This window comes from Nocardia crassostreae (assembly GCF_001613405.1).
GTDB classification, from domain to species: Bacteria; Actinomycetota; Actinomycetes; order Mycobacteriales; family Mycobacteriaceae; genus Nocardia; species Nocardia crassostreae.
Genome location: NZ_BDCH01000015.1, coordinates 37,094 through 62,600 on the forward strand (window position 1 = coordinate 37,094; position 25,507 = coordinate 62,600).

General features: G+C 68.6%; 21 protein-coding genes and 2 pseudogenes. 11 read left to right on the forward strand and 12 right to left on the reverse strand.

Annotated features, from left to right (window positions below; genetic code table 11):
* Positions 1-37: 37 nt before the first annotated feature.
* From NC4_RS15365 to NC4_RS15375, 3 genes are all read right to left on the reverse strand, one after another.
* Positions 38-436: a hypothetical protein gene (locus tag NC4_RS15365; protein ID WP_157554758.1), complete on the reverse strand. Its 399-nt coding sequence runs from the start codon at positions 434-436 to the stop codon at positions 38-40.
* Positions 433-1,584, reverse strand: a complete 1,152-nt coding sequence (locus NC4_RS15370; protein WP_067538216.1) for a hypothetical protein — start codon at positions 1,582-1,584, stop codon at positions 433-435. The genes NC4_RS15365 and NC4_RS15370 overlap by 4 nt, the downstream gene beginning before the upstream one ends.
* A gap of 200 nt (positions 1,585-1,784) precedes the next feature.
* On the reverse strand, positions 1,785-5,549 hold the full coding sequence (locus NC4_RS15375; protein WP_067538221.1) for a WD40 repeat domain-containing protein: 3,765 nt from the start codon (positions 5,547-5,549) through the stop codon (positions 1,785-1,787).
* Positions 5,550-5,707: 158 nt separating this feature from the next.
* Between NC4_RS15375 and NC4_RS15380 the strand changes: the two genes are divergently transcribed.
* Positions 5,708-7,144 carry a phenylacetate--CoA ligase family protein gene (locus NC4_RS15380; RefSeq protein WP_067538224.1) on the forward strand — a complete coding sequence of 479 codons (1,437 nt, stop codon included), beginning with the start codon at positions 5,708-5,710 and terminating at the stop codon, positions 7,142-7,144.
* Positions 7,141-7,791: pseudogene (locus NC4_RS39015) on the forward strand (ThiF family adenylyltransferase); the annotation flags it as partial. The gene NC4_RS15380 and the pseudogene NC4_RS39015, both read left to right, overlap by 4 nt.
* 462 nt (positions 7,792-8,253) lie before the next feature.
* Here NC4_RS39015 and NC4_RS15390 read toward each other — a convergent pair.
* The 4 genes from NC4_RS15390 to NC4_RS15405 all read right to left on the reverse strand — a co-directional run bounded on the left by NC4_RS15390 (position 8,254) and on the right by NC4_RS15405 (position 10,917).
* Positions 8,254-9,021 (reverse strand): MSMEG_1198 family transcriptional regulator, encoded by a 768-nt coding sequence (locus tag NC4_RS15390; RefSeq protein WP_067538705.1) that lies wholly within the window; start codon positions 9,019-9,021, stop codon positions 8,254-8,256.
* Between the two features lie 140 nt (positions 9,022-9,161).
* A complete protein-coding gene (locus NC4_RS15395; RefSeq protein WP_067538229.1) occupies positions 9,162-9,710 on the reverse strand; it encodes a hypothetical protein in 549 nt (182 codons plus the stop codon).
* 108 nt (positions 9,711-9,818) lie between these two features.
* Entirely contained in the window at positions 9,819-10,121 is a 303-nt protein-coding gene (locus NC4_RS15400; protein WP_067538232.1) for a hypothetical protein, read from the reverse strand.
* A 307-nt stretch (positions 10,122-10,428) separates the two neighbouring features.
* Positions 10,429-10,917: a VOC family protein gene (locus NC4_RS15405; RefSeq protein ID WP_369690754.1), complete on the reverse strand. Its 489-nt coding sequence runs from the start codon at positions 10,915-10,917 to the stop codon at positions 10,429-10,431.
* Positions 10,918-11,208: 291 nt separating this feature from the next.
* Between NC4_RS15405 and NC4_RS40235 the strand changes: the two genes are divergently transcribed.
* A complete protein-coding gene (locus NC4_RS40235) occupies positions 11,209-11,376 on the forward strand; it encodes a hypothetical protein (RefSeq protein ID WP_157554760.1) in 168 nt (55 codons plus the stop codon).
* 55 nt (positions 11,377-11,431) lie between these two features.
* Here NC4_RS40235 and NC4_RS15410 read toward each other — a convergent pair whose 3' ends face one another.
* Entirely contained in the window at positions 11,432-12,409 is a 978-nt protein-coding gene (locus NC4_RS15410) for a hypothetical protein (protein WP_067538235.1), read from the reverse strand.
* A 60-nt stretch (positions 12,410-12,469) separates the two neighbouring features.
* The gene (locus tag NC4_RS15415) at positions 12,470-13,654 is read right to left on the reverse strand and encodes an ROK family protein (RefSeq protein ID WP_245721701.1); all 1,185 of its coding nucleotides are present in this window, start codon (positions 13,652-13,654) and stop codon (positions 12,470-12,472) included.
* A gap of 204 nt (positions 13,655-13,858) precedes the next feature.
* Here NC4_RS15415 and NC4_RS15420 point away from each other — a divergent pair, with 204 nt between their 5' ends.
* From NC4_RS15420 to dgoD, 8 genes and pseudogenes are all read left to right on the forward strand, one after another.
* Complete coding sequence (locus NC4_RS15420) at positions 13,859-14,908, forward strand: substrate-binding domain-containing protein (RefSeq protein ID WP_067538718.1); 1,050 nt, start codon at positions 13,859-13,861, stop codon at positions 14,906-14,908.
* Positions 14,899-16,407 (forward strand): sugar ABC transporter ATP-binding protein, encoded by a 1,509-nt coding sequence (locus NC4_RS15425; protein WP_067538241.1) that lies wholly within the window; start codon positions 14,899-14,901, stop codon positions 16,405-16,407. Before NC4_RS15420 ends, NC4_RS15425 begins: the two co-directional genes overlap by 10 nt.
* 7 nt (positions 16,408-16,414) lie before the next feature.
* Positions 16,415-17,482 (forward strand): ABC transporter permease, encoded by a 1,068-nt coding sequence (locus tag NC4_RS15430; protein ID WP_084529157.1) that lies wholly within the window; start codon positions 16,415-16,417, stop codon positions 17,480-17,482.
* Positions 17,483-17,499: 17 nt separating this feature from the next.
* A complete protein-coding gene (locus NC4_RS15435) occupies positions 17,500-18,405 on the forward strand; it encodes an SMP-30/gluconolactonase/LRE family protein (protein ID WP_067538244.1) in 906 nt (301 codons plus the stop codon).
* Positions 18,395-19,030 carry a bifunctional 4-hydroxy-2-oxoglutarate aldolase/2-dehydro-3-deoxy-phosphogluconate aldolase gene (locus NC4_RS15440; RefSeq protein WP_067538247.1) on the forward strand — a complete coding sequence of 212 codons (636 nt, stop codon included), beginning with the start codon at positions 18,395-18,397 and terminating at the stop codon, positions 19,028-19,030. Before NC4_RS15435 ends, NC4_RS15440 begins: the two co-directional genes overlap by 11 nt.
* Complete coding sequence (locus tag NC4_RS15445) at positions 19,027-19,971, forward strand: sugar kinase (protein WP_067538250.1); 945 nt, start codon at positions 19,027-19,029, stop codon at positions 19,969-19,971. The genes NC4_RS15440 and NC4_RS15445 overlap by 4 nt, the downstream gene beginning before the upstream one ends.
* Positions 19,972-19,988: 17 nt before the next feature.
* Complete coding sequence (locus tag NC4_RS15450) at positions 19,989-20,744, forward strand: SDR family NAD(P)-dependent oxidoreductase (RefSeq protein WP_067538721.1); 756 nt, start codon at positions 19,989-19,991, stop codon at positions 20,742-20,744.
* Positions 20,741-21,886 (forward strand): annotated as a pseudogene (dgoD, locus tag NC4_RS15455) (galactonate dehydratase). Before NC4_RS15450 ends, dgoD begins: the two are co-directional and overlap by 4 nt.
* 21 nt (positions 21,887-21,907) lie before the next feature.
* On the opposite strand, the gene NC4_RS15460 reads toward dgoD, so the two are convergent.
* The 3 genes from NC4_RS15460 to NC4_RS15470 form a co-directional block, all read right to left on the reverse strand.
* Entirely contained in the window at positions 21,908-23,440 is a 1,533-nt protein-coding gene (locus tag NC4_RS15460) for an FAD-dependent monooxygenase (protein WP_218021161.1), read from the reverse strand.
* 96 nt (positions 23,441-23,536) lie between these two features.
* On the reverse strand, positions 23,537-24,475 hold the full coding sequence (locus NC4_RS15465) for a fatty acid desaturase (protein ID WP_067538254.1): 939 nt from the start codon (positions 24,473-24,475) through the stop codon (positions 23,537-23,539).
* 96 nt (positions 24,476-24,571) lie between these two features.
* Positions 24,572-25,489 (reverse strand): LysR family transcriptional regulator, encoded by a 918-nt coding sequence (locus NC4_RS15470; RefSeq protein WP_067538258.1) that lies wholly within the window; start codon positions 25,487-25,489, stop codon positions 24,572-24,574.
* Between the last annotated feature and the right edge of the window lie 18 nt (positions 25,490-25,507).

The following is a 25,507-nucleotide window of genomic DNA, read 5'->3' on the forward strand; positions in this document are numbered from 1 at the left end:
GGCCGCCGGCGCCGCCAGATCGATCTGGAACCCCGACTCACCCGCCGGGCCCGCGTCGACCGCCGGCCATCGCAGGTTCCGAACTCGCTCGTAGCGCGTGGTACGTGTCGGGAACTCCCGGCCAGTCCGTCCAGAGGGCGCGGGCCGGGGTGATCGGATGCCCGTAGCGCTCCACCTGATCCGACCACTCACGCAGGACCACCGCCGCGAGCGGAGCGAGTTTCTTGCCACCACCCGCGAAAATCAGCCACGGCAGTTCGTCGGGGTATCCGATGCGCTGACCTTCCGGGGTTCCCATACTCATCCCGATTCCGGTGAGGTACTGGGCGATACGGGAGTCGCCGGGTTTGCCGAGAAGCTTGTACCCCTGGTGCTGTCCCGGGGTTTTACTGGCAACCGCCCAGCCGGCGCGGGACGTCTTTGTCGTCGGCTTCACTCGACGCCGTCCACGGGATGGGTGATCCGGCGGTGCAGCGAGATGATCGGCTCCAGCACGTTGATCGGGGCGGCCACGGAGCGCAATCGCCGTCCGTCCTCGGTGTCATTGGTGAAATCGGCACGATCGAATACACCACCGTCCAGGTGGAAACCGGAGGCGGACGTCACGAAGTACTTGACCCGGCCCGGCAGGAAATCGTTCGCGAGCTGTTTTGCGACGAAATGCGAACCGGTGTCGCCGCAGAGCCGGTTGAAGAGTTCGGCGGCGAATTCCTTGGGCACCTGCGGAACCGCGTCATCGGAGGATCGGTACACGACCTCCGCCGCCATGGCCGCATCGAATACCGCGGCCTTGTCGAGTTTGGTGACACACACCGAGACATGGTGTCGCAACCGGCCGTTCGCCACGAGCAGGTTCTGCTCCACAGCACGTTTTCGGAGCCTTTCGACCGTCTCGAAGTAGTAGTCGAAAGAATTGGTGTCGGCCTCGGCGGCCCCGACGGAATCGAAGAGGTAGACGATTCCCTGTGCCCGCAGCAGCCGCTCCACCACATTGTCGTGCAGCAGATGCCGCTGGTGCTCGGTCGCGCCGGCGTAGACCTCGCCGGGGACGTCCTGCACCTCGAGAATGAATTCCACGTCCGCGTCCCGGGTGGAGTCCAGCATCCAGTTCCGCAGACGCGCCCACCATCCGGTATTCCTCTCGTGATGGGTCATTCCCTGGAACTTCCAGGCCAGCAGTCGCACCGCCGTCGTCGGCCCCGGGTACTCGAAGTTGCTCAGAACCCGTTTGACCCCGGTGATCAGGAATTCGGTCGATGCGTCGTCACGTCCGGAGATGGTCCATTCGTTGCCGTCCACCGGATCCTGTGCGGCCCTGCGGAGCGCGCTCAGATAGGTCGTCTTGCCCGCGCGGGGCGCGCCCCACACCGCGATCCGGATATTCGCCGCATCGTCGGGGATCCCGATCGGGAGCCGTGCATTCGCGGACGGGTGTGTGATCGGAACATGCGGCGGCATCGGCTCCTCCGCCTCGTCCTCCTCCGTCTCCACGTCGATGATGTCGGAGGGCAGGGACTCGATCGCGTTCCGCCGCAGGCAAAGAAAATCGATCTCCGGATGTTCCGACCTGTTGGATTCGGTCATTGCCCTTTCCCAGTTATCGCACCGAGGATCGGTTTCGCCTGGTGCCTCTTGTCAGCGCGCAATTCGGCTATCGCGCAGCCATAGTCTCGCATCGATCTGGAACGCCGAATCGAAATCCATGGGGGTCAGCTCATATTCGGAGTAATCCGGTGAAATATGCTTGTACGGAGTGAATGTCGGCAAGATATTGCAAGAAGTGTTCAGGTTTCGGCACACAGGTCGATGTCGGGTACGCCCGGCAGGTAGCGGGCCCATTCGTCGGGGGTGAGGGGCGTGCTGCCCGAAGTGCAGAGTTGGGAGGCGATCAGGGCGGGGTCGGTTGCCCACAGGCGGACGATCATGGCGGGGCCCGCGGCGGCGAGGAGGGTGCCGCCGAGGAGGTAGACGGCCTCGTTGATGCGGCCGTTGTAGGCGGTCAGTAGGGCGACGCGGGTGGGGTGGGCGGGATCGGTGATGTCCCACAGCCATATTCCGTTTCCGCCTCCGCCGCCTGCGATGTGGCGGGCGTCGGGGCTGAAGTTCACCGTGATGATGGCGTCGACGGGGCCGTCGAGCACCGCGCGCTGCTGTGGGCGCTCCGGATCGGCGAGGCTGAAGAGGCGGACGGTGCGGTCCGCGCCTGCCGCCGCGAGGAGGTCGTCGACGGGTGCGAAGGCGACCGAGGCGACGTCGTTGGCGAATCCGGTCAGGGCGGGAAGCTCGCGGGGGGTGGTGCGGTCGCGAATGTCCCACACCCGCACCGATTCCTGTGAGGTGGCGATGGCCAGGAGGGTGCCGGACGGGTTGATGGTGGCCAGGGACGGGACGCCGGGGCCGACATCGAGGGTGCCGAGGGGGTGCGGGGTGGTGAGGTCGGTGACGTCCCACAGGCTGACTATGCGGTGGTCCTGGCCGAGTACCACCAGTAGACCGGCGTCAGGGCTGAAGGTGAGCGCGCCGACGACACCTTGGACCGCGGCGACGGATCCGGCGGCGCGGGGGTGCGCGGGGTCGCGCAGGTCCCAGAGGTAGGCGCGGCCTGTGCGGGATCCCACCGCTGCCGCCGAACCGTCGAGCGCGAGTGCGACCGCGCCCGTGGTCTTCTCGCCCGGGCCCACGCCGAGCGGTGGGTGGGCGAGGGGGGCGTGCGGGTCGGTCAGGTCCCACAGGCGCGGCTGGCTGTCGGCCGCGCCGGTGCCGACCAGCATTCGGGTTCCGGTGCGGTCCACCGGCATTTGATAGACCGATGCGCGGGCTCCCTGGAGTACCGGGCCCGGTAGCGACCAGATGCGGGCGGCGCCGTCGAGGCCGCCGGTCACCACGGTGGCGCCGTCCGCGGCGAATCGGACCGACACCACGATGCCCGGGGCGGGCAGGGTCGATTCGAGGGTGTCGGATTCCAGTAGCCAGATGCGGGTGGTGTGGTACGAGCTGCTCGCAACGAGTCGGCGGCCGTCGGGGCTGAAGGTGAGATCGTTGACGTAGCTGGCGAATCCGGTCAGAGCGGGTAAAGGGACCGGGGCGGCCGGATCTGCGATGCGCCAGCGCCGCACGTCATTGCCGCGCCCGGCCGTCGCCACCGTGCCGCTGTCCGGGGCAAACTGGATGGCTTGGACATCGGCGGTGGTGCCGTCGCTCGCGATATCCGACAGCGGGGTCGCGGTGCCCGATCGATCCCAGATCCGCAGCGCCGACCCGTGCCCGCCCGCGGCGAACAGGCGGCCGTCCGGGCTGTAGGCGACCGCGGGTCCGCTCGCGGGAAGTTCCCACGGCGGCAGCGGGTTCGGATGTGCCGGATCGCCGAGATCCCAGCCCGGGATATCGGTCGTGCCGATGGTTCCGGCGGCGAGTTCGCGGCCGTCGGGGCTGAAGGCCAGATTCTGATACGCGGTGGCTCGCGCTCCCATGGCGGCGAGCTGCCACGGGCCTTCCGGATCCACGATGTCCCAGAGCTCGATCCGGCCGCCGGTCGCCCTGGCCAATACTCGCGCGGAGCGGTCGACGGCCAGCGCGTCCATGCCCGCGGCGCCCGACGGGGCCGGAAGGTGTCCCACGACGCGCGGCGGCGTGTGCGCCGCGGGGCGATAGAGCAGGACCGACCCGTCCTGGCGGCCCACCGCGAGCAGGCTGCCGCTCGCATCGGCGGCGATGAGCGTGCCGCCAGCCGGTCCGAGCAGACGGACGGGGGTATGGATCGCGGACGAGTCGAGCAGGGCCGACCGGGCCTCCAATGTCGGGTGCACCCGGTAGGCCGCCAGCGCCAGCTGCGCGGACAGCGCCGGGTCCTTGTCCCGCAAACTCGTTGCCTGCAAGGCGATCTGGCGGGACTGCGCCTGGTCGCGGGCGCGGTTCGCGGTGGATCGGGCGGTGAGCGCGACCGCGGCCAGCACGATCGCGATGACCAGGGCGGCCGCCAGCCCGGCGACCAGGCGCTGCAGGATTCGGGTGCGGCGGCGTTCACCGGCCGCGACGGCCTCGTGGTGGGTCACGCAGGCGGCGAGGTAATCTCGTTCGCTCCGGTTCAGATCGGCGTCGTGGTCGTCGGTGGCCGCCCATTCACGCATGAGGGCGAGCCGATTCGCGCCGAGCAGGGCGCTGGGGTCCCGGTCCGCGTCCAGCCAGACCTGGGTGGCCTGGGTCAGTTTGCGGTGCACCAGGAGTCCGGTCCGGTCGGTGTCCACCCATTCGGCGAGCCGGGCCCAGGAGCCGATGAGCGCCTCGTGTGAGATCTCCACCGTCTCCGCGGCGACGGTCAGCAGCCGCTGCGCGGCGAAGCGCTCGATGACCGCGTCCACCTCGTCGACGCTCGCGGCGTCGAAGCACAATTCCCGGCGCTGCACCCGGCGGCGGAATCGGGTGTCCTCCTCCACGGTGACCAGCCGCAGCAGGGTCCGGCGGGCCATATCCTGTTGTGCCCCGGTCAATCCGGTGTAGGCGGCCTCGGCGCTCTGCTGGATGGCCCCGGTGATGCCGCCGGTCGCGACATAATCCGCCACGGTCATACGTCGGCGGCTGCTGTGCCGCCAGGTTTCGAGCAGGGCGTGCGACAGCAGCGGCAGCGCGCCCGCATCGTGGGCCGCTGCCGCGCCGCGCGGTGCGAGCTCGACGGTCAGCAACTGCACCAGATCGTCGTCGACGGTCCACTTCGCCTTCCGGGCCGGTTCGACGATGACCTCGCGCAGGGCCTGTTCGGTGAATGGTCGCACCAGCATCGGCTGTGCGCCGAGGGCCTCCTGGAGTACCGGTTCCTCGGCCGCGTGCCGGAAGAAGTCGGCGCGCAGCCCGAGCACATGAACCGAACCGTCCGGATCGTCGATCGCGGCGAAGAATCGGGCCCGCTCGTCGAGGTCGCGGCACAGGGTCCAGGCTTCCTCGAACTGATCGATGACCACCACGTCGGCGGGTTCGGCCGCCGCCAGGGCAGCGGCCGGATGCGTGCCCGGCCGCACCAGTCGCAGCGAATGGCCCGCCGCGCGCAGCCGCGGCGCCAGGCCCGCGCACAGCAGCGACGATTTTCCCGAACCCGAGGCGCCGATCACGAACAGCAGCCGGGCGCGACCGGTGGCCGTCCGCAGTTCGGCGACCCGATGACAGAGTTCGGCGGTCGATTCCGCTCTGCCGAAGAACCATTCGGCATCCTCGGGTCCGAAGGCCGCCAGCCCCCGATACGGGATATCACCGGATTCCCGCCGCCGCCCGGCGGTGGGCCGGATGCGGCGCACCGTCACCAGCCACGGCAGCTGCTGCGCCGCGGTCCGGACGCCGCACGCGCAGAGCACCTCCCGGAACATGCGCTCATTGCTCTCGGTCGGCAAATGCTGTCCGGCGAACCAGCCGCTCACGGTGCCGTGCAACGCGCCGGACTGCTCGACGACCTGACGGACGGTCAGACCGGCGGTGGTCCGGAGTCGAGTCAGCGCGGCGGCGAATTCCTCCCGGGTGAGGATCGCCGTCAGGTCCGGGCCGACGCCGGGGCCTTCGGGCACAGCTAAATGCTATCGCCCGGCACCGCGCCGGTGACAGCGTCGTATGGACCTTGTATCGACTTCTTCCCCACCGCACCGCGCGGCTTCGACGATCGAAGCGGCACAACCGATCACGAACTCGGACAACGGGTTCGGATAACCGTGAAAGGAGACCGGCCATGTCGACGCCGGTGTACACACCCCTTGCGGCGGGACCGGGATTCGATCGGGCGCTCGCGGTGTTCCAGCACTCCGCCCGCCTGGTTCCGGCCTACGCGGACTTCCTCGCCGGGCACGGTATCGACCCGGCGCGGATCCGGACCCCGGAGGACTTCGCGCAGGTGCCGCCGACGACGAAGGCGGACTATCTGCGGCGCTACCCCCTGGACATGCTCATGTGGCACGGCGATATCGCGGGCGCCGGAACCTGTTCGTGTAGTTCGGGTTCCACCGGGCGGCCCACCTACTGGCCCCGGGATCTGGTCTCCCTGGACGAGGCCACCGAGCTGTACTCGCGGATCTTCCGGCACGGCTTCGGATCCCGGGCGCACTCGACCCTGCTGGTGGTCGGCTTCGCCATGGGCAATTGGATCGGCGGCACCTACACGTATGCGGCCGCACTCGCCCTGCGCCGCCGCGGTCACCGCGTATCGGTCATCGCGCCGGGCATCGAACCGGACACCATTGTGGAGAACATCGCCCAACTGGGGCCGTACTACGACCAGGTGGTGCTGGCCGGGTATCCGCCGTTCGTCAAGGACGTCCTGGACCGCGCACCGGACAATGTGCTGCACAACGATCTTCGGCTGCTGCTGGCGGGCGAGGCGATCACCGAGGACTGGCGGGATTACGTGCTCGACCGGATCGGCAAGCCCGGACGGCCCGAGGAGACCTGCCTGATCTACGGCACCGCGGACGCGGGCATCATGGGGCACGAGACGCGCGCGACCATCGCCATTCGGCGCGCAGCCCGCGACAATCCGGACTTGGGCCGGGCGCTGTTCGGCGGCGGATCGAGCCAGCCGACCTTCGTGGAATACGATGCCGGACACCGTTTCACCGAGATCGATCCGGACGGCTATCTGCTGTTCACGACCGACACCACCATTCCGCTGGTCCGGTATCGCATCAATGATCAAGGCTCGATCCTGTCCCCCGGGGAACTCGACGCCATCCTGCGCGAGCACGGAAGTGCGCTGACGCCACGCACATCGAGCGAGCATTGCGGGTTCCTGGCCCTGCATCGGCGCACCGATATCGCCGCGTCGTTCTACGGCCTGCAGATCTACCCCGAGAACATTCGCGCCGCGCTCGAGCATGCCGACATCTCCGGCGTGGTCAGCGGGAAGTTCGTGCTCGCCGTCCGGACCGGCGAGCGATTCGCCCAAACCCTGCTCCTGCGCATCGAATTGCGTATGCGGACCACCCCGTATGAAGGCTTCCAGCGCCGATTGCGCCATCGGATCATCCAGGCACTCGATCACACCAACACCGAATTCCGGCGACTGCACCAGACCATCGGGTCCGCGGCCGAACCGGTCATCACCCTGCACGAGTTCGGCTCCGCCGGATTCGAGACCGATGTCAAACACCAGTGGACACAGGCCCTGTCATGATCGAGATTCTGCATCCCGCCATCGACGCCGACCGCATTGCCGCCCTGTGCGCCACCGGATCCGGACTGCGTGTCGTCGACGGCTGGGACAGCGCGCTGCCCGAACTGATCACCCTCGACCACCCGGCGCTGAAAGCCGGAACCGACCGCGCGGACCGTGAACTCGCGCAGCGCGTCGCGGCCGCCCGGGGCTCCGGTGCGCTCGACACGATCAGCCGGTTCATCGTCTTTCCCTGGCGCCGAGCGATCGTGCGGCTGCCCGACGCCGTGCATTTCCACCGGCTGCGCACGGCGCGCAATCGATACCTGATCGACGGTCCGGAGCAGCGCCGGTGGTCGGCCGCGCTGGTGGGCATTGCCGGACTCAGCGTCGGCGCCTCCGCCCTGACGGTCTGCTCGCTCACCGGCGCGCGCCGCTTCCGGCTGACCGAGCGCGACACCCTCGCACCGACGAACCTGAACCGATTGCCCGCCTCGGTCTGCGATCTCGGTGAGTCCAAACTGCTACTGGCACAGCGACGGATCTGGGAGCTCGACCCCTACAGCGAGATCACCGCGCTCGCCCAAGGCTATTCGCCGCGCTCGGCACCCGCGTTCCTCAATGGTCGCACCGAGCGGTTGCACGTCCTGATCGAGGAAATGGACGATCTGGCTATGAAAGTGGATATCCGGCTCCGCGCCCGGGCCGCCCGGATACCGGTGGTCATGGTGACCGATCACGGCGACAGCGCGTTCGCCGATATCGAGCGCTTCGACCTCGAACCGGAGGCCCCGCTGTTCGGCGGCCGCGCGGGCGATCTCGCTCGGCTCACCGCCGCCGAACTGGCCGATCCGGGGCGGCGCATCGAGCTGGCGCGGGCCATTGTGGGTGCGGACATCTCGGCTCGGACCAGCCGTGCGCTCGGGCAGGTGGGCCGGACGCTGCCGTCCTGGCCGCAGCTGGGCACCGCGGTCGGCATTGCCGGGGCAGTGGCCGCCCTGGCGGCGCGGATCATCGTCGGCGGCCGCCCCTGCCTTCGGGCCGCTACCGGATCGATCTCGAAGAGCTGTTCTCGGCGAACCCGTCCGATGCCGAACGCTGAAGCAGCCGAACGCAATCCGTTCTCGCGCTCAGCGCGACCGCGAGAACGGCACGTTCGGCGAGCGCTGGCCCTCGCGCAGCATGTCGATATGGCCGTTGCGGCGGCACCAGCTCACCAGATATCTGGAATGCAGCCCGCACCACCGATAGACCGCGACGATCGTCATCGGCAGCGCGGGATCGTGCTCGCCGCGCTGCTGAATGATCGGCCCCAGATAGGCGCTGGTCACCTTGTTGGCCGTATTGACCGCCACCTCCGCGGCCACCGCCAGGCTGGCCGCGTCGGTGGCGCGGCCCGCCGCGATCGCCCCGGCGAGCCGCCCGGCGGTAATGCCGTGCCGCCCTTGAAAATGCTGGTACAGCGGTATGGCCGTACCCGGCGCCGGTCGGCACTCCATGCGCTGCCCGACCGCGACACTGTCGATGGCCGCCAGCAGCGGACCCGGACCGGCCGACTTCTCGAAGATGCCGACGACGGTGGGCAGCAGCCGCGCCTCGTCCAGATGGTCCTGCTCCATGCTGTGCCCCTGCGCGGCGAGCAGCACCCGGGCCCCGCGGTCGACCAGCGCCAGCATGTCGACCACGTCCAGTCCGTCGAAGGTGTACTCCAAATGTGGTTTGTTCCAGATCAGGTCGGCCACGACCACATCGAAACGCACCGTATCGGTGATCGCGTCGTGCACCTGTTTGCGGTCGGTCGCCACCACCACCTTCGCGATGGTGGGCGATTCGTCGAGCGTCGGCGCGATGATTTTCCCGAGTGGAGAGGCGACCAGAATCCGCGTCGTTTTCCCCATGTCTTCATCTTCCTGACCGGCGATCGCCGAAGCATAGCGTCGGCCGGATGCGATCACGGCCAACAGCCATGCGCCAGCTCGAATTACGGGACAGCGCGCAAGATATTGCCGATCGCGGTGCGCCGCACACCGTTCCGTGGTCAGAAGGCGGGCACCGTGCTGACGGTGGCATTGCCCTCGGGTGAGGGCTCCAGGCTCAGTGTCCAGTTGGTCCATTCGTCGAGGGGCTCGTCGAACTTTTCGAACTGGCGACTACGGGTGAAGCTGAGCGTGGCCTCGTCCCAGTCGGTTCCGTACTTGAGGTAGACGTAGTAGTTGCCGGAGATTCCGCTCATGGTCGCTTCGGAATTGGCGTGGACGTACATCGTGGCTTGCGGGTTCTTGGGGTCGTCGTTGGTCACCACGATCGCGACATCCCGGTCCTCGTCATTGATAATGCGCAGATTCCCGGTGCCCACCAGGCCGCTCTGTTCGTAGATCTGGCCGTTTTCGCCGCGGCGGGTGAGCAGCGGCGGCGTGGTGGTCGTGGTGGTGGGTGTCGTGGTTCTCGTCGTGGTGGGCGTCGTCGTGGTGGTGGCGGCGCGGCTCGTGTGCGTGACGGGCGCGGCGCGGTTTCCACCGGATAAGTCGCATCCCCCGGCCGTGAGCGCCGCGATTGCGAGCACGGCAAATACGATTCGCTTCGACATGATCTCCCCCTGAGCTCATTCACGGGGGGGACCGAATCGGCTCCCCCCGTTCCAGTATTGCTCGCGGCGGCGGGGGATGTCGGAGCCTTCGGCGCCGCAAGCAGCTACTCAGAAGGCCGGAACGTCGCTCGTGGAGGCGTTGCCGCCGATCGAGGGCTGGAGCTGGATCTCCCAGTCTGAGTCGGCGTCGAAGGAGTCGTCGAACTTCGAGAAATCGCGATCGCGGGTGAAACCGAGAGCGGCCTGGTCCCAGTCGGTTCCGTACTTCAGGTAGACGTAATAGGTCCCGGCGATGCAGTCGAGGGTGGCCTGGGAATTGCCCTGCACGTAGATCGTCGCCTGCGGGGCCTTGGGGTCGCTGTTCGTGACCACGACGGCGCAGTCGCCATTGGTGTCGTTGATGATGGTCAATGATCCCGACCAGCCCGGCCTGCTGGACGATCTCGCCGTTATCGGCGCGGCGATTCAGCAGCGGCGCCGCCGGTGTCGTGGATTTGACCGTGGTGGTGGCCTGCTGCGCCGCGGACGTGGTGGTCGGCGAGCTGGTCTTGGTGTCCGAGCTGGCGCATCCGCTCAGCAGGGTGACGGCCGCGAGCGCGGCCAGGGCCATAGAGCCTCGTGTGAACATGGTTCCCCCAGTATTCGTTTCGAGTACCGGACGGTTTCCGGCGCCCCAGTATTGCGCGGAACGCCGGAGCTGTCAGTTCGATTCGTCCGGTCAGCCCTCCGCCGCCGCCCGCTCCAACGCCGCCACGTCGATCTTCTTCATCGACTCCAGCGCCTTGTTGACCCGGTCCGCGCGCGCCGGATCCGCCGGATCCGCGAGCTCGTAGTACCGCATCGGCGTGACCTGCCAGTTCACCCCGTACTTGTCCTTGAGCCACCCGCACGGCCCTTCCTGCCCGCCGTCGGCACTCAGGGCACTCCAGTAGTAATCGACCTCGGCCTGATCCTCACAGTCGATCATCAGCGAGATGGCCTCATTGAAGGCCCAGTCCATCTTCCCCCCATTGAGCGCGGTCACCCGCTGCCCATTGATCTCGAACTCCACCACCATCGTCTGCCCCGCCTTACCGGGAAACGCCTCCCCGTAGGGCACGACCGAAGTGATCTTCGAATTCTTGAAGATCGAGGTGTAATACCGAGCGGCGTCCTCGCCCTCATCGTCGAACCACAGACAGATCCCCAGTCCACGCATTTCACTCATGGCAATCATTCCTTTACTCGTGCAGGTACGGGCGTTGTCACCTGATCAGACGGAGGAACGACCGAAAACTCATCGAACCTCAACTGGGTCAATGCACATACACACCGACCACGACACCTGGGAAAGCAGCGGACCACTCCACTTCGACAACACCGAAACTTTCTTGTTTCACCCCTCCGACCTCGACGTTCCCCTGGAGATCGCCGTCGCCGCGCCGCCCAGCACCGGCGACCGTGACGCCCCCCGCCCATTCTCTACGTCCTCGACCCGTTCCTGTGGCTGCCCCTGGTCGTGCACGTCTCCCGGGCCCTGACCTGGTTCACCGGATTCCCGCCCAGCCTCGTCGTCGGAATCGGCCACCCCACCGCGGACCATCTCGACTACTTCGCCGAGGCTCCACCGACCGCACCATTCTCGGCTGGTTGCAACCTGGCCAAGGCTACCTTCGCGGTGCGTTGATCCATGATCATGGCCTCCGTTCGCCTCCTTCGACCGCCGCGACCATGGTCCTCCCTCAAATCTCGTAGTGATACCACCGCCGCTGATCGTCTCCGTGTTGCACCCATAGCGACCCGTCCCGGCCGACCTTTCCCCGCGCCCACTCCGTCGGCTGCCCACCGTCCGGCAGCACGAGGCGCTCACGGCCCGTCTCGACGATGGACGACCCCTCTCGGCGGGCCCTGCGGATCTCCCAGCGGACCGCGCCGTCGTCCCGGTGCAGATCCAGGAAGGCGAGCTCGGAGCCGGAGACCGCCAGGCCGGTGCAGCGGGTCACAGGGTTGTCGGTGACGACATCCACACGCCCGGAACCGATTTCGACGAGTGGAAACTCGGTGTACGGGCACGCGCGGACGAATTCCCGGCCGACATTCAACGAGTAGCAGTCCAGCCATGACACATCGCGCGTGTGCGACCATGCCATCCACGGAGTCCCGCCATGGTCGTCCCAGCGAATCAGGCCCACCATGAAGTGGTGGGAGCGGGTGCCGTCCCCGTTGGGCGCCCAGTAGGTCGCCTCGTCGAAGTAGCTGGTCCAGATCCGGCCCTGCGGATCGGTCATCAACTGCGCGATCGCATCACCGGCGTAGAAGGCGGCCACCTGCTGCCCGCCACCATCGAACACCCGCACATTCGCGGGAAGATGCAGTTCTTCCTCCGGTACCGACTCCCAGCGGTCGATCTCCGTCCCCGCCGGGGCGCAACGACCGGCGGCGATCACCACACCATCGCCGAGGGTGTCGATCTCGCCGAACCACCAATCGAGATCACGCAGCACGATCTCTCGCACCTCAGGGCCGTCGCAAATCACCGCCGTCGCCGTGTAGCGCGGGGGCGGACGACGCCAAAACCCTGGGGGTGGAACGCCTTCAGAGGGATCGATGGCCAAAGCGACAAGCCTGCCGCGGTGGTCGATCATCGAAGCCAGAATGTGGAACTCGTCGTAGCGCTCGGGCAGCGTGGCGTGGAGCGCCAGCGCGCGACTATCGGCCATGGGCCTTTCTCATTGCCATCCGCCGATCATGGCACACCAGTGCCGATCTCGCCGAAGGACTCAGGTCGTGGAGGCGCGCAGGGCGCGGCGGGCAGCCACCGAGCCGAAGTGTTCGCGGTCCGCCAGGAAGCCTTCGAGGGCGAAGGTGGCTGCGCCGAGGCTGGAGGGGTTGTGGGACAACGCGTCCAGTTCGAGGGTGACGGCCGCGAACGGGTCGGACATGGCGTGGTGGCTCGCGGAGCGGCGGGCCGATTCCAGGAGGCGGGGGCCCAGGTGGCGGGCCACCAGGTCGCCGAAGACCATGCGGCGGGGGTTGAAGAGGTTGACCAGGTTGGCCACGGCTACGCCCAGATATTGGCCGGTACGGTCGATGACGGACAGGGCGATCTCGTCGTCACGGGCGGCGGCCGCCGCCAGGGCAGCGATGACGGTGGCGTCGTCGCCGGTGAGAAGTGGGCTCTCGGGGGCGAATTCGCGGAGGGTGGCGACGATTCCGGGGGCACTGACATACGCCTCGACACAGCCGTTGCGGCCGCACGTGCAGGGGCGGCCGTCCAGGACGAGGTTGGTGTGGCCCCATTCGCCCGCGCTATTGGTGACGCCGCGGTAGAGCATGCCGTCGATGACGACGCCGATGCCGACGCCCGCGCGGAGCGTGACGACGATCAGGTAGTCCACATCCCGGCCCGCGCCGAACCAGAGTTGTGCCGCCGCACTGGCTTTGAGCGGGTTGTCGAGATAGAGGGGGTAGGGCAGGCGGGCCTCCAGCAGTTGCTTCACCGGGACGTCGTGCCAGTGCCAGTACGGCGAGAAGACCGAGACGCCCGCCTGCGGGTCGACCAGACCGGGGACGCTCACCCCGACCCCGAGCACCTTGTCGGCATCGGCCGCGACCACCTCCTCGATACCGCGGGCAATGAGGTCGGCGATATCGGCGGGCGCGGTGGCGGTGGGATCGACCGGAATCTCGGTGGAGCGCAGCACCACCATGGCGAGATCGAAAACATCGATGTGGATGCTGGTTTCGGCGAGGTCCACGCCGATGAGCACGCCCCGGCCCGGGTTGATGGCGAGCCGGGCGCGGGGGCGGCCGATGCCGGGGGCCTCGTAGCCGAGCTCGGCCAGCACGCCCACATCCAGGAGTTCGGCGATCATATTGCCGACAGTGGCGAAGGACAGACCGGTCGCCTTGGTGATGTCCTGCCTGCTCGTCGGCCCCTCGGCGGCATAGACCGCCTGCAGCACGCAGAACCTGTTGCGGCGCCTGATATCCCGTGCGGTCAGCTGAAACACGGCCCCGCCCAATCCCTTCCGTCCGATGTCGCCAAGATACCGGATCACCGTGCGAACTCTATTCCGCCAACAGTATTTACAACAGTTATCCGAAGTCCTACTGTAACCGGCATCACAACTCATGCCAATCTGTGGCAGATCCACCTAGGAGTGCTCATGTCCTGGACCCACCGACGCCGATGGACCAGTGCGACGATTCTCGGGATTTCGCTGGCGCTCGCGGCGAGCGCCTGTTCCTCGGGCAAGGAATCCGGTACCGATACGAGCGGTCCGCAGCAGACCACGGGCCCGATCAGCCTGGTGTACGCCCAGAAGCAAGGCGATCAGGAGTATTTCATCGGCGAGGCCGACGGCGCCAAGGCCAAGGCGAAGGAGCTCGGCATCGACCTCAAGGTGGTGAACCTGGGCAATGACGCCAACAAGGCGGTCACCGAGGTGCAGAACGCCATCAACCAGAAGGCCAACGGCGTCATCGTGGTCGTCCCCGACCCGTCGGTGGGTCCGCAGTTGGTGCAGCTGGCGAAATCCGGCGGCGTCGCCCTGCTCACCTCCGACGATCAGATCTGCACCAATGGCACCGATCCAGCCGCGTGCGCCAAGGAGAACCTGGTTCCCCGAGTCGGATTCAGCGGCGCCCAGATGGGCGCCGAGGTCGGCACTCGTGCCGGTCAGGACTTCAAGAAGCTGGGCTGGAAGCCCGAGGAGACCGCCATCATCGACGCCTGGAAACAGGATATCACCGTCTGCACCGACCGCGTGAAAGCGAATCAGCAAGCCTTCGAAGAGGCGTCGGGCGCGGATGTGCGCGTGATCGAGGTCGGCACCGACAACACTCCCTCGGATGCGCAGAACAAGATTTCCGCCGCGGTCGCGGGCAATCGCTCGGTCAAGAACTGGATCGTCATGGGCTGCAATGACGAGAACGTCAGCGGCGGCGTCGCGGCCATCCAGAATGCCGGATACGCCGCCGACAATGTGCTCGGCGTCGGCCTGGGCGCGTATCTGGCGTGCAAGGAATGGCACGGCGGCAAGCCGACCGGATTCAAAGCGGCACTGTTCATCAATGGCGAGGATGTCGGCGCGCTGGCCGTGCAGACCATGTACGACTACCTGAAGAACGGCAAGGCCATGCCCGCCGAGGTCTTCGCGCCGACCGAGATGGTGGACGCGAGCAACTGGGAGCAGGCGGGCGTCACGTGCAGCTGACCGGACTGCGGGTGTCCGGGCTCGCCAAGAGTTTCGCCGGGGTTCCGGCGCTGCGCGAGGTGAGCCTGGATTTTCCCGCCGGTATGGTGACCGCGCTCATGGGTGAGAACGGCGCGGGCAAATCCACGCTCATCCGCATACTCGGCGGCGACCATCTTCCCGACACCGGCCGGATCGAACTCGACGGCGCGCCAATGGAATTGGCGAGCCCGGCCGATGCGCGCGCGGCGGGCATCCGGGTGATCGCGCAGGAACCGGAGATCGTGCCGCACGTGTCGGTCGCCGAGAACGTCTACCTGGGTGCGCTGCCGCGCCGGGCGGGCCGCATGCTCGACCGCGCGGCCCTGCGCGCCCGCATGCGGGCCGACCTCACCCGGCTCGGCTTCGACCGGGATCTGGACCCCGAGACCACCGGCTCGAAACTGACTGCCGCGCAACGGCAATTGGTCGAGATCATGCGGGCGCTGACCACCGACGCCAAGGTGATCGCCTTCGACGAGCCGACCTCCTCGCTGTCCGAGCACGAGACCGATGCGCTGTTCGCCCTCATCGGCCGCCTGCGCGAGCGCGGGCTGGCCATCATCTATGTCTCGCACCGGATGCGGGAGATCTTCCAGCTGGCCGATCGGGTGGCTGTCCTTCGCGACGGCGCGCTCGTCGGGGTGCGCGATACGGCCGACACCAACGATCAGGACATCGTCCGGATGATGGTCGGCCGCGATCTGTCGACGGTGTTCGCGCGCAAGCACACCGAGCTCGGGCGGGTCATGCTCGAGGTGGACGCGGTCACCACCGACGATGTGTGGGAGGTGACCCTGCGGGTGCGCGCGGGCGAGGTGGTGGCGCTGGCCGGGCTGGTCGGCGCGGGCCGATCCGAACTCGCCGGTGCGCTGGCCGGGGATCTGCCCATCCACTCCGGCGAGGTTCGCGTGGACGGCCGCCGCGTGCGGCTGCGCCAGCCGCGCGATGCGGTGCGCGCCGGAATGGGCTACGCCCCCGAAGAACGCAAGGCCCAGGCGCTGCTGCTGCATCGCGGCGTACGCGACAACATCACCCTCGCCATGCTGGATCGCCTGCGGCGCTGGCGATTCGTGCGCCGCGGCGCGGAACGGCAACTGGCCCTGGACTATGTGGCGGCGCTGCGCGTGCGCACGCCCTCCATCGAACAGGAGGTGCGCAAGCTGTCCGGCGGCAATCAGCAGAAGGTGGTGCTGGCGCGCTGGCTGGCCCGCAAGCCCAAGGTGCTCATCCTGGACGAGCCGACCCGCGGCGTCGATGTGGGCGCGAAGATCGAGATCTACCACATTATCGAGGAGCTGGCCGAGTCCGGCGTGGCGGTGCTGGTGATCTCCTCCGAACTCCCCGAAGTGCTGGGCCTGGCCGACCGCGTCGTCGTCATGCAGCAGGGCCGCGTCACCGGCGAACTGGACCGCGCCGACGCCGGTGAGGAGGCGATTCTCGCCCTCGCCATGGCCGACGACCTGACATCGCAAGCGTAGGAAGACAATGACCGACCAAAGACTCGAACCGGCCACGGAGCCCGCGGTTTCCGCCGCGCCACCGGCGCTCGCCCGCTATCTCGGCGGCCTGTCCACCCTCACCCCGCGCCGGATCGCGCAGGCCATCGGCACCGGCAATCTCAGCCTCCTCGGCGCGCTGGCGGTGGTGGTGGCCATCTTCGGCTGGCTCAACGACGGGTATCTCGATCCGCGCAATATTGCCGGAATCGGGGATGCCGTCACGGTTTTCGGACTGCTGGCCGTCGTGCAGACGGTGGTGATCATCTGCGGCGGCCTGGACATCTCGGTCGGCTCGCAGGCCGGTGTGGCCTCGGTCATCAGCGCCATGGCCTTCACCGCGACCTCCGGCAACGCCCTGCTCGGGGTGCTGGCCGCCGTCGGTCTCGGGCTGGTGTTGGGCCTGGCGAACGGGCTGATCATCGTCTACGGCCGGGTCAACCCGGTCATCGCGACCCTCGCCACGCTGGCCGCCTACAAGGGCCTGGCCCAATTGATTTCGGGCGGTAAGGCGCAGGGCTTCGTCCTCGGCAACGATATCTTCATCTTCCTGGCGCGCGGCAAGATCCTCGGACTACCCGTGCCGGTGATCATCCTCGCTCTGGTCGCGCTCGCCGTGCACGTCCTGCTGAAGTACACCGATATCGGCCGCAATATCTACGCCATCGGCGGAAACGACACCGCCGCACGCCTTTCCGGCATCAATATCAACAAATACCTGATCGCCGTCTACGTCCTCGCGGGCGTGATCGCCGCCATCGCGGGCATCATCCTCACCGCCCGCACCGGATCCGGCCAGCCGGTATCCGGCAGCGAGGGCCTGGAACTCAAAGCGATCACCGCCGCCGCCCTCGGCGGCTGCGCCCTCAAGGGCGGCAAAGGCACCGTGGGCGGCACCCTGCTCGCGGTCCTCCTGCTCGGCGCACTCGACAACGGCCTGAACGTCGTCGGCGTGAACACCTTCTGGCAGAACGTGGCCCAGGGCTCCCTGCTCGTGGCCGCCGTCGTCATCCAGCAGCGCCGCGGCGGCGAACGCGCCGTCGGCCTGCCGACCTGACCTCACCGAGGATTCCCATGGACACCCTGAGAGCACACGTGTGCGCTCCCCCGCCCGGCCGCCTCTGCGAAGGCCCGGTCTGGGATCCGCGCACTCGAGAACTGCTGTGGGTCGACATCCGCGCCGGGCACATTCACCGGGCCGAAATGTCTTCCGCCACAACGGACCTCACCAACCCGAGAACCCTCACACTGTCCCCGCCCGTGAGCGCCGTACTCCCCTGCGTTTCCGGCCGCCTCCTGGCGACCGTGGGCGACACCATCGTCCGCCTGGACGGCAATGGCGACCGCACGCCCTTGGCCAGACTGCCATTCCCCACCGACCACATCCCCCGCCGCCTCAACGACGCAAAGGTCGACCCTCGCGGCCGCCTCCTGGCGGGCACCATGGCCGAGGACGGCACCCGCCACAGCGCGGCCCTGCACCGCCTGGACCCCGACGGCACCCTCACCACCCTCCGCACCGGCGTGAGCATCTCCAACGGCCTCGGCTGGAGCCCCGACGGCGCCACCCTCTACTACGCCGACAGCCCCACCCACCGCATCGATGCCTTCGAATACGATCTCACCACAGGAACTTCCGATGAAGGCCGCCCCTTCGCCCACTTCGACGACGGCGAACCCGACGGCCTGACCGTCGACTCCGACGGCTGTGTCTGGACCGCCGTCTGGGGCGCAGGCCGAGTCCGCGCCTTCGACCCGGCCGGACGCCCACGCGCAGAAATCGAAGTCGGCCCCTCCCAGGTATCGAGCTGCACCTTCGCGGGCCCGGACCTGGACATCCTCGTGATCACCACGGCCGCCGAGGCCGACGCGGCCCGGGAACCGAACGCCGGTCGCCTGTTCGCCTGCACGCCGGGGATCACCGGCCTCCCGATGACCCCGTTCGCCGACCTGAGACTGGTGCACACCGATGACCGCTGATACCACGACCCCGCAGCGCCCGGACGTACTGCGGCCCGACATACCGGTCATCGCGATCCTGCGCGCGGCGAAGGCCGACCGCTTCGCCGAGGTGGCGGCCGTACTGCACGAATCCGGGATCACCGCTGTGGAATTCACGCTGAACACCGAGGGTGCGCTCGACGCATTGCGCGAATGCGCGGAGTTCGAGCACCCGATCGGCGCCGGTACCGTGCTCAGCGCCGCCGACGCCGAGCACGCGGTGGAGGCCGGTGCCGCGTACCTGATCACGCCCGTCGTCAGTGCGGAGGTCATTGCCCAGGGTCGGCGGCTCGGGGTGCCGGTGATCTCGGGCGCGTTGACTCCCACCGAGATTCGGCAGGCATGGGTGGAGGGCAGCGCCATGGTCAAGGTCTTCCCCATCGCGGTGGGCGGGCCCGAATACATCCGCGCCGTGCACGCTCCGCTGCCGGACATTCCGCTGGTGCCCACCGGCGGGGTGCGCCTCCACGAAATCCGGGCGTATCTCGATGCGGGCGCGGCAGCCGTGGGCATCGGCTCCCCACTCATCGGGGACGCCTGCGCCGGAGGCGATCTCGACGCCCTGCGTGACCGCGCCGCCGTGGTGCGGGACCAGCTGTCATGAGGGGCGGACTGGTCACGCTCGGCGAGGCGCTGGGGGTGGTCGCGGCGACCGAACCCGGGCCCTTGGCGCCGGGGGCGACTATGCGACTGGATTTCGCGGGGGCGGAGGCGACCGTTGCCATCGGGGTGAGTCGGCTGGGACATGCGAGTGCGTGGATCGGGAGCGTCGGCGGGGATGCCGTGGGGGTGATGATTCTGGATCGGTTGCGTGCCGAGCGGGTGGATGTGTCGGGATGCCGGGTCGATGCGGAGCTGCCGAGCGGGCTCATGCTGCGGGAGCGGCGCACGGCCGATCGGATTCGGGTCACGTACTACCGCCGGGAGCTGGCCGGGGCGCGGCTGTCGCCCGCACAGGTCGATCCGGCGGCCATTGCCGCCGCGCGAGTTCTGCACATCACCGGAATCACTCCCGCACTGAGTCTTTCGGCGCGCGCGGCGGTGCACGCGGCGGTGGATGCCGCCGTCGAGGCGGGGGTGACGGTATCGCTCGACGTGAACTTTCGGAGCGCTTTGTGGACGGAGTCCGAGGCTGCCGCCGAGTTGGCGAAGTTGGCCGGGCGGGCCGACATCGTGTTCGCCGGGGCCGAGGAGGCGGCGCTGCTGGTTCCGGCGGGGAGACCGGCGGCGATGGCGGAATCCCTTGCGGGGTGGGGGACTTCGGAGGTTGTTCTCAAACTCGGCGGGGATGGTGCGGTCGTGTACTGCGACGGTGAGTTGATCGAGCAGCGCCCGCCGACGGTGACCAGTGTCGATCCGGTCGGGGCGGGTGACGCTTTCGTCGCCGGGTATCTCGCCGGGCTGCTCGACGGCGCATCGGCGCGGGAGCGGCTGCGGTTGGCCACCATCTGTGGCGCGTTCGTGGTCTCGGTGCCGGGTGACTGGGCGGGGTTGCCGTTCCGGCACAAGCTCGGGCTGCTCGACGGGGCCGATGTTCAGCGATGATGACGAAGGGGAAGAGCATGAGTCGGCTGACCGACAGGATTGCGGTGGTCACCGGTGCGGCCTCCGGGATCGGGGCCGCCACGGCGCGGCGGCTGGCCGCCGAGGGCGCGACGATCGTGATCGCCGATATCGACGAGACCGCCGGGCCCGAGGTCGCGGCGAAGATCCGCGCGGCCGGTGGCCAGGCCGAGTACCGCTGGTGTGATGTGTCGCAGGAGGACTCGTGGGCGGCGCTGCGGGACTTCGTGCGCGAGCGGCACGGGCGCTTGGACTTCATGTGCAGCAATGCCTCTCGGCAGGCCGTGATTCCCGCGCACGAGCTGTCCCTGTGGCAGTGGGAGGAGGGGCTGGCGGTCAATCTCACGCCGCTGTTCCTGGGCGTGCGCGCGTTCATCGACGACCTGCGCGCACAGCGCGGCAATGTGGTCGCCATCTCGAGCGTGCACGCGGAATTCGGGCTGCCCGGCTACCCGGTCTACGCCGCGGCCAAGGGCGGGCTCACCGCCCTGGTCCGGCAGCTCGCGGTCGAGTACGGGCGCTCCCGGGTGCGGTTCAATGCCGTACTGCCCGGCCCGATCCTCACCCCCGTCTGGGATGACGTCGATGCCGAGGGACGGGAATTGTCCGCGCGGGCAACGGTTCTGGATCGGCTCGGCGATCCCGACGAGGTGGCCGCCGCGGTCGCCTTCCTCGCCTCCGACGACGCCTCCTTCATTACCGGTGCCAATCTCGTGGTGGACGGCGGCTGGAGCGTACGAAAGGAATCCCGGTGAAGATCACCGCATTGACCACCTACCTCGTCGCGCCGCGCTGGTGTTTTCTGCGCATCGACACCGACGAGGGAATCACCGGCTGGGGCGAACCGGTCGTCGAGGGCCGCGCCCAGACGGTGGCCGCCGCCGTCGCAGAACTGGCGGACTACCTCGTCGGCAAGGATCCGATGAGCATCGAGGCGCACTGGCAGGCCCTCACCAAGGGCGGCTTCTACCGCGGCGGGCCGATCTTGTCGAGCGCCGTCGCGGGCATCGATCAGGCCCTGTGGGATATCACCGGCAAGGCGCTCGGCGTCCCGGTGTGGCAGTTGCTGGGCGGCGCGGTCCGCGAACGCATTCGCGTCTACAGCTGGATCGGCGGCGATCGCCCCGACGATGTCGCGGCCGCGGCCCTCGAACGGAAATCCCAGGGCTTCACCGCCATCAAGATGAACGCCTCCGCCGAACTGGACCCCATCGACACCCCGCGCGCGACCACCGCCATTGCCGACCGGGTCGCCGCCGTGCGCACGGCGGTCGGCGACGAGTTCGATATCGCCGTCGACTTCCACGGCCGCCTGTCCGTCGCCATGGCACGCCGGGTCCTCCCCCTGCTCGAGCCTCACCTCCCGCTGTTCGTGGAAGAACCCCTGGTTCCCGAGGTCAGCGACCGCATCGGCGAAATCACCAGCGCCACCGCCATTCCCATCGCGACCAGCGAACGCCTCTACTAACGCTGGGACTTCGCCCCCGTCCTCGCCCAGGGCGTCGCCGTCATCCAGCCCGACCTCTCGCACGCCGGTGGTATCTCGGAGGTCCGCCGCATCGCCGCGGCCGCAGAGGCCCGCGATATCGCGCTCGCCCCGCACTGTCCCCTGGGTCCCATCGCGCTCGCCGCCAGCCTCCAGCTGGGCTTCGCGACCCCGAATCTGCTCATTCAGGAACAGAGCCTCGGCATCCACTACAACACCGGCTCCGATCTGCTCGACTATCTCGTCGACCCGGCGGTTTTCGACTACCGGGACGGCTACGTCGGGCTGCTGCGCGAACCGGGGCTGGGGATCCTCGTCGACGAGCGGGCGGTCGCGCGCGCCGCCGCGATCGGCCATCGCTGGCGCAATCCGATCTGGCAGCGCAGGGACGGTTCCTTCGCCGAATGGTGAGTCATCGAATCCGGTTGCGCGTCAGTACGATACGGGTCCGCCGGTGAGCGTGGCCAGCGCATCGCGCAGGGTGTAGTCCCCGGCGTGCGGGTCGAGCCAGCGGGCGGCAATGTGATCGTCGGGCCGCACGAGCAGCGCGCCCCGCGCGCCGAGGCCCCAGTGCGTGGCGTGCACGACCGGTAGCGCCTCGATGCGCACCGGCCAGCGGACGCCGCCGCCGGGCTCCCAGTGCGCGGGGTCCGCGGTGAGCAGCGTGAACCATTCACCGAGTTCGTCGAGAGTGGACCGTTCGGCGGTGAGCCACCGGTGCGGCAGACGGCGTCCGGGCTTCGTGGCCGCGGCGGCCGGGCTGTCGCCGTCGGGCAGCACGGCGGCCGAGCTGTAGGTGACGCCGAGCAGCAGCCCGCGCTGGTCGGAGAACTGGTTGGCCCACGGCGGCTCGATCTCCTCCCCCGCCGCGTCGTAGCGCCGGTGCTCCCGGCGTTCGGCCTGGACCCGCAGCGCGAGCTGCGCATTCGCCACCGCCTGCCGCAGCGTCTGCTGCGCGACCGGAAGTCGTTCCGTCTCATAGGTTTCCAGCAACCCCGGCGCGGCCCAGCCGTGCAGCACGCCCGCCAGTTTCCAGCACAGATTGTGCACATCAGACAGGCCCGCGTTCATGCCGAGCCCGCCGAACACCGGGACGGCATGTGCGGCATCACCGGCCAGCAGGATCCGCCCGTCTGTGAAACGGTCGGCGACGAAGGCGTTCATCACCCAGTGCTGAACCCGCAGCACCTCGGGTTTCGCCGCGATATCCGGGCCGAGCGCGCGCGATACCAGGGCCGCCCAATCGGCGCTCGCCGGATCCTCGGGCGCGCGGGAGAACCAGGCCCACCCGCCTTCGGGATACAGCGGCGCGAACGTGCCCCGCGTGGTCATGTACAGCCCCGCGGGCTGTGCGGCGGCCCAGTCGTGCAGTTCGGCGTCGAAGACCACGGTGGTGAAACGACCGATAGCGCCCGGACCACTCGCGCCGATGCCCAATTGCTCGCGGACGGTGGAATTCGCGCCATCGGCGGCGAGCACGTACCGGGCGCGCACCCGGGACCGCACGCCATCGTCGAGATCGGTGAGGACGGCCGCCACGCCCTCGGCGTCCTCGCTCAGCTCGGTGAGCTCCACCCCGAACCGCACCGGCGCCTCCGCCGCCCCGAGCAGGATCGGCTCCAGCCGATCCTGCGAGGTGACCACGCCGATCTCCGGACTCTCGGGGATCGGCGCATTGATCCCGATCATCGCCGCGGTGGCGTAGTCGCCGTCCTGGAGCGTGTCCCGGAATCGGACGCGGCCGAATTCCGGCGCGAACCCGCGGCGCGTGATCTCCGCGGCGATCCCGAGCCTGCGAAAGATCTCCATCGAGCGCATGTTCACCAGCCGGGAGCGCCGGAACGGCGGCAGCTCACGGTGTTTCTCGACCAGCAGCACCCGGACGCCCCAGCGTTCCAGCAGGATGCGCGCGGTGAGCCCGACCGGCCCCCCGCCGACTATCAGTACCTCCACCTCGTCGTTCATTACCGGCATAGCTCCCACCCCTCGGGTATGGCAAAGCTGTGAATGAGGTCCCCGCCTATAGCTTCCCACTCACCCGCACCCACCGGGTATCGATCGCTAGGGCAGTTCGATCGGACCCCGCAGCTGCCGCGCCGCCGCACCTAACCAGCCCAGGTCGTAGCGCCCGTCCTCGGCGAGGAACGCGCCGCGCAGTTCGTACCAGCGCAGGCCGGGATGGCGATGATGCACGCCGTGCAGGTTGAAACTGAGTGCGAACCGCTCCAGCCCCCGTGGCAACCGCAGATTCAGCGCTTCCAAGGGCGCGTCGAGATCGGTCCCGTAGTGATAGGCATTGTCGGACACCGAGATGATCACCGCCCGCCCGCCGATGGCGGCCAGCAGCATCCAGGCGTGCGCACCGTAGGCGAGCAGTGCACCGGCATACAGCGCGATGATGGCCGCCGCGTCGATGCGGAACTGCCGCAGCACACCGGGTTGCGCGATCCGTTCGAACAGTGGTCCCGTCACGGTATCGGGCGAATCCAAGCGGCGGCCCAGCGCGCGCAGTGCGGCGGCGGGCAGCACGGCGAGCACCACCGCGGCGGCCTCCAGGAGATACAGTCCGCCGAACAGCCGCAGGTAGTACCCGGGCGCGGTCTTCGCCCAGCTGGAGGTGGCGGGATCGTAGATCTCGGTGCGCTCCCGGGTGCGGCTGTAGCGGTGATGCAGCAGATGCCCGGTCTTGAGCAGTGTGAACGGCGACCCGTACAGCACGGCCAGGGCCCGCCCGCACCGATCGTTGAGCCCGCGCCGCCCGGTGAGCGTGCCGTGAATGGATTCGTGGATCACCGACCAGAACGGGGTGGTCAGCAGCGCCAGGGGCAGCAGCAGCCAACCCCAGGCCGCGTCGCGCGGCAGCAAGATCACGGGCAGCAGGACCATCTGGAACGCACCCAGCGCCAGTGCCACGCCCGTCAGCCACAGCGTGACGCGCCGTTCGGGCCGCCGGTTCCGGTGCGGGACGCGAGCTTTCCCGGCGGTGCGCGCATCGGTCATCGCGGCCTCCTCTGTCCACGGCTGCGCTCGCGCAGTCTAGGCGCATGTATTGCCTTGTGTCACAAGGTTTTCGCCGCGCGAACGGCGGGTGAACGCTCAGTTGCCCGCGGCCGGATTCCCGGTGCCGAACGCCGCGCGAATCGTCTCGCGCAGCCAGCGCTGGGCCGGGTCGGCGTCCAGGCGCGCATGCCAGAGCAATCGGATCTCGACCTCCGGCAGATCGACCGGGACCGGGAACCAGCGGATGCCGAGCACCGGTCCGTACTGTTCGGCCAGTCGTCGCGGCACCAGGCCCACGTAATCTCCTGCGGCGACCAGCAGAATGGCGACCGCGGAGGTGGGGACGACGGCGGCAATCCGCCGTTGCAGGCCCGCCGCCTCGAGCGCATCGTCGAGTGGGCCGCGGGCACGCCCGCGGCGCGAGGCCGACACATGCGGCTGGGTGCACAACTGCCGCAACGTCGGACGGCGACCGCGACCCAGCGCACTGTCCGCGCGCACGATGGCGACCACCTGTTCGCGGTACAGCGTGGCGCTGCGGATATCCGGGGCGGCGACATCACCCGCACCGATGTCGAGATCGACCGAACCGTCCCGCAGGGCCTCGGCGCTCTCGCTGCCCTCGGCCACGAACCGCAGCGTGACCTGCGGCGCGACGGCCGCCACGGCCTCGACCGCAGCCGTGGCGAGGGTTGCGGCGACACCGTCGTTGATGCGAATCGTGAAGGTGCGCTTCAGTTCCGCCATGAGGATCTCCCGATCGGCGCTGATCAAGGCCGCCGCCTCGTCCAGCAGCGACCGCACCCGGGGCGCGGTGCGCAGCGCGAACGGCGTCGGGGCCATACCGCGTCCGGCGCGCACCAGGATCGGGTCGTCCATGGCGCGGCGCAGCCTGCCCAGGGCGCGGCTGGTGGCCGGGATGGACAGGTGCAGGCGTTCGGCCGCCGCCGTGACGCTGCCCTCCTGGAGCAGTGCGTCGAAGACGCGCAGGAGATTCAGGTCGAGCTCACGCATAGTTGCATCCTATGCAAG

What these genes read in the sequence shown, in the direction of transcription:
- NC4_RS15445 (WP_067538250.1), top strand. Translation starts at nt 19,027, where the DNA reads ATGAGGGGCGGACTGGTCACGCTCGGCGAGGCGCTGGGGGTGGTCGCG.
- NC4_RS15420 (WP_067538718.1), top strand. Translation starts at nt 13,859, where the DNA reads ATGTCCTGGACCCACCGACGCCGATGGACCAGTGCGACGATTCTCGGG.
- NC4_RS15370 (WP_067538216.1), bottom strand. Translation starts at nt 1,584, where the DNA reads ATGACCGAATCCAACAGGTCGGAACATCCGGAGATCGATTTTCTTTGC.
- NC4_RS15395 (WP_067538229.1), bottom strand. Translation starts at nt 9,710, where the DNA reads ATGTCGAAGCGAATCGTATTTGCCGTGCTCGCAATCGCGGCGCTCACG.
- NC4_RS15450 (WP_067538721.1), top strand. Translation starts at nt 19,989, where the DNA reads ATGAGTCGGCTGACCGACAGGATTGCGGTGGTCACCGGTGCGGCCTCC.
- NC4_RS15405 (WP_369690754.1), bottom strand. Translation starts at nt 10,917, where the DNA reads ATGAGTGAAATGCGTGGACTGGGGATCTGTCTGTGGTTCGACGATGAG.
- NC4_RS15440 (WP_067538247.1), top strand. Translation starts at nt 18,395, where the DNA reads ATGACCGCTGATACCACGACCCCGCAGCGCCCGGACGTACTGCGGCCC.
- NC4_RS15470 (WP_067538258.1), bottom strand. Translation starts at nt 25,489, where the DNA reads ATGCGTGAGCTCGACCTGAATCTCCTGCGCGTCTTCGACGCACTGCTC.
- NC4_RS15460 (WP_218021161.1), bottom strand. Translation starts at nt 23,440, where the DNA reads ATGAACGACGAGGTGGAGGTACTGATAGTCGGCGGGGGGCCGGTCGGG.
- NC4_RS15380 (WP_067538224.1), top strand. Translation starts at nt 5,708, where the DNA reads ATGTCGACGCCGGTGTACACACCCCTTGCGGCGGGACCGGGATTCGAT.
- NC4_RS15430 (WP_084529157.1), top strand. Translation starts at nt 16,415, where the DNA reads ATGACCGACCAAAGACTCGAACCGGCCACGGAGCCCGCGGTTTCCGCC.
- NC4_RS15435 (WP_067538244.1), top strand. Translation starts at nt 17,500, where the DNA reads ATGGACACCCTGAGAGCACACGTGTGCGCTCCCCCGCCCGGCCGCCTC.
- NC4_RS15410 (WP_067538235.1), bottom strand. Translation starts at nt 12,409, where the DNA reads ATGGCCGATAGTCGCGCGCTGGCGCTCCACGCCACGCTGCCCGAGCGC.
- NC4_RS15465 (WP_067538254.1), bottom strand. Translation starts at nt 24,475, where the DNA reads ATGACCGATGCGCGCACCGCCGGGAAAGCTCGCGTCCCGCACCGGAAC.
- NC4_RS15390 (WP_067538705.1), bottom strand. Translation starts at nt 9,021, where the DNA reads ATGGGGAAAACGACGCGGATTCTGGTCGCCTCTCCACTCGGGAAAATC.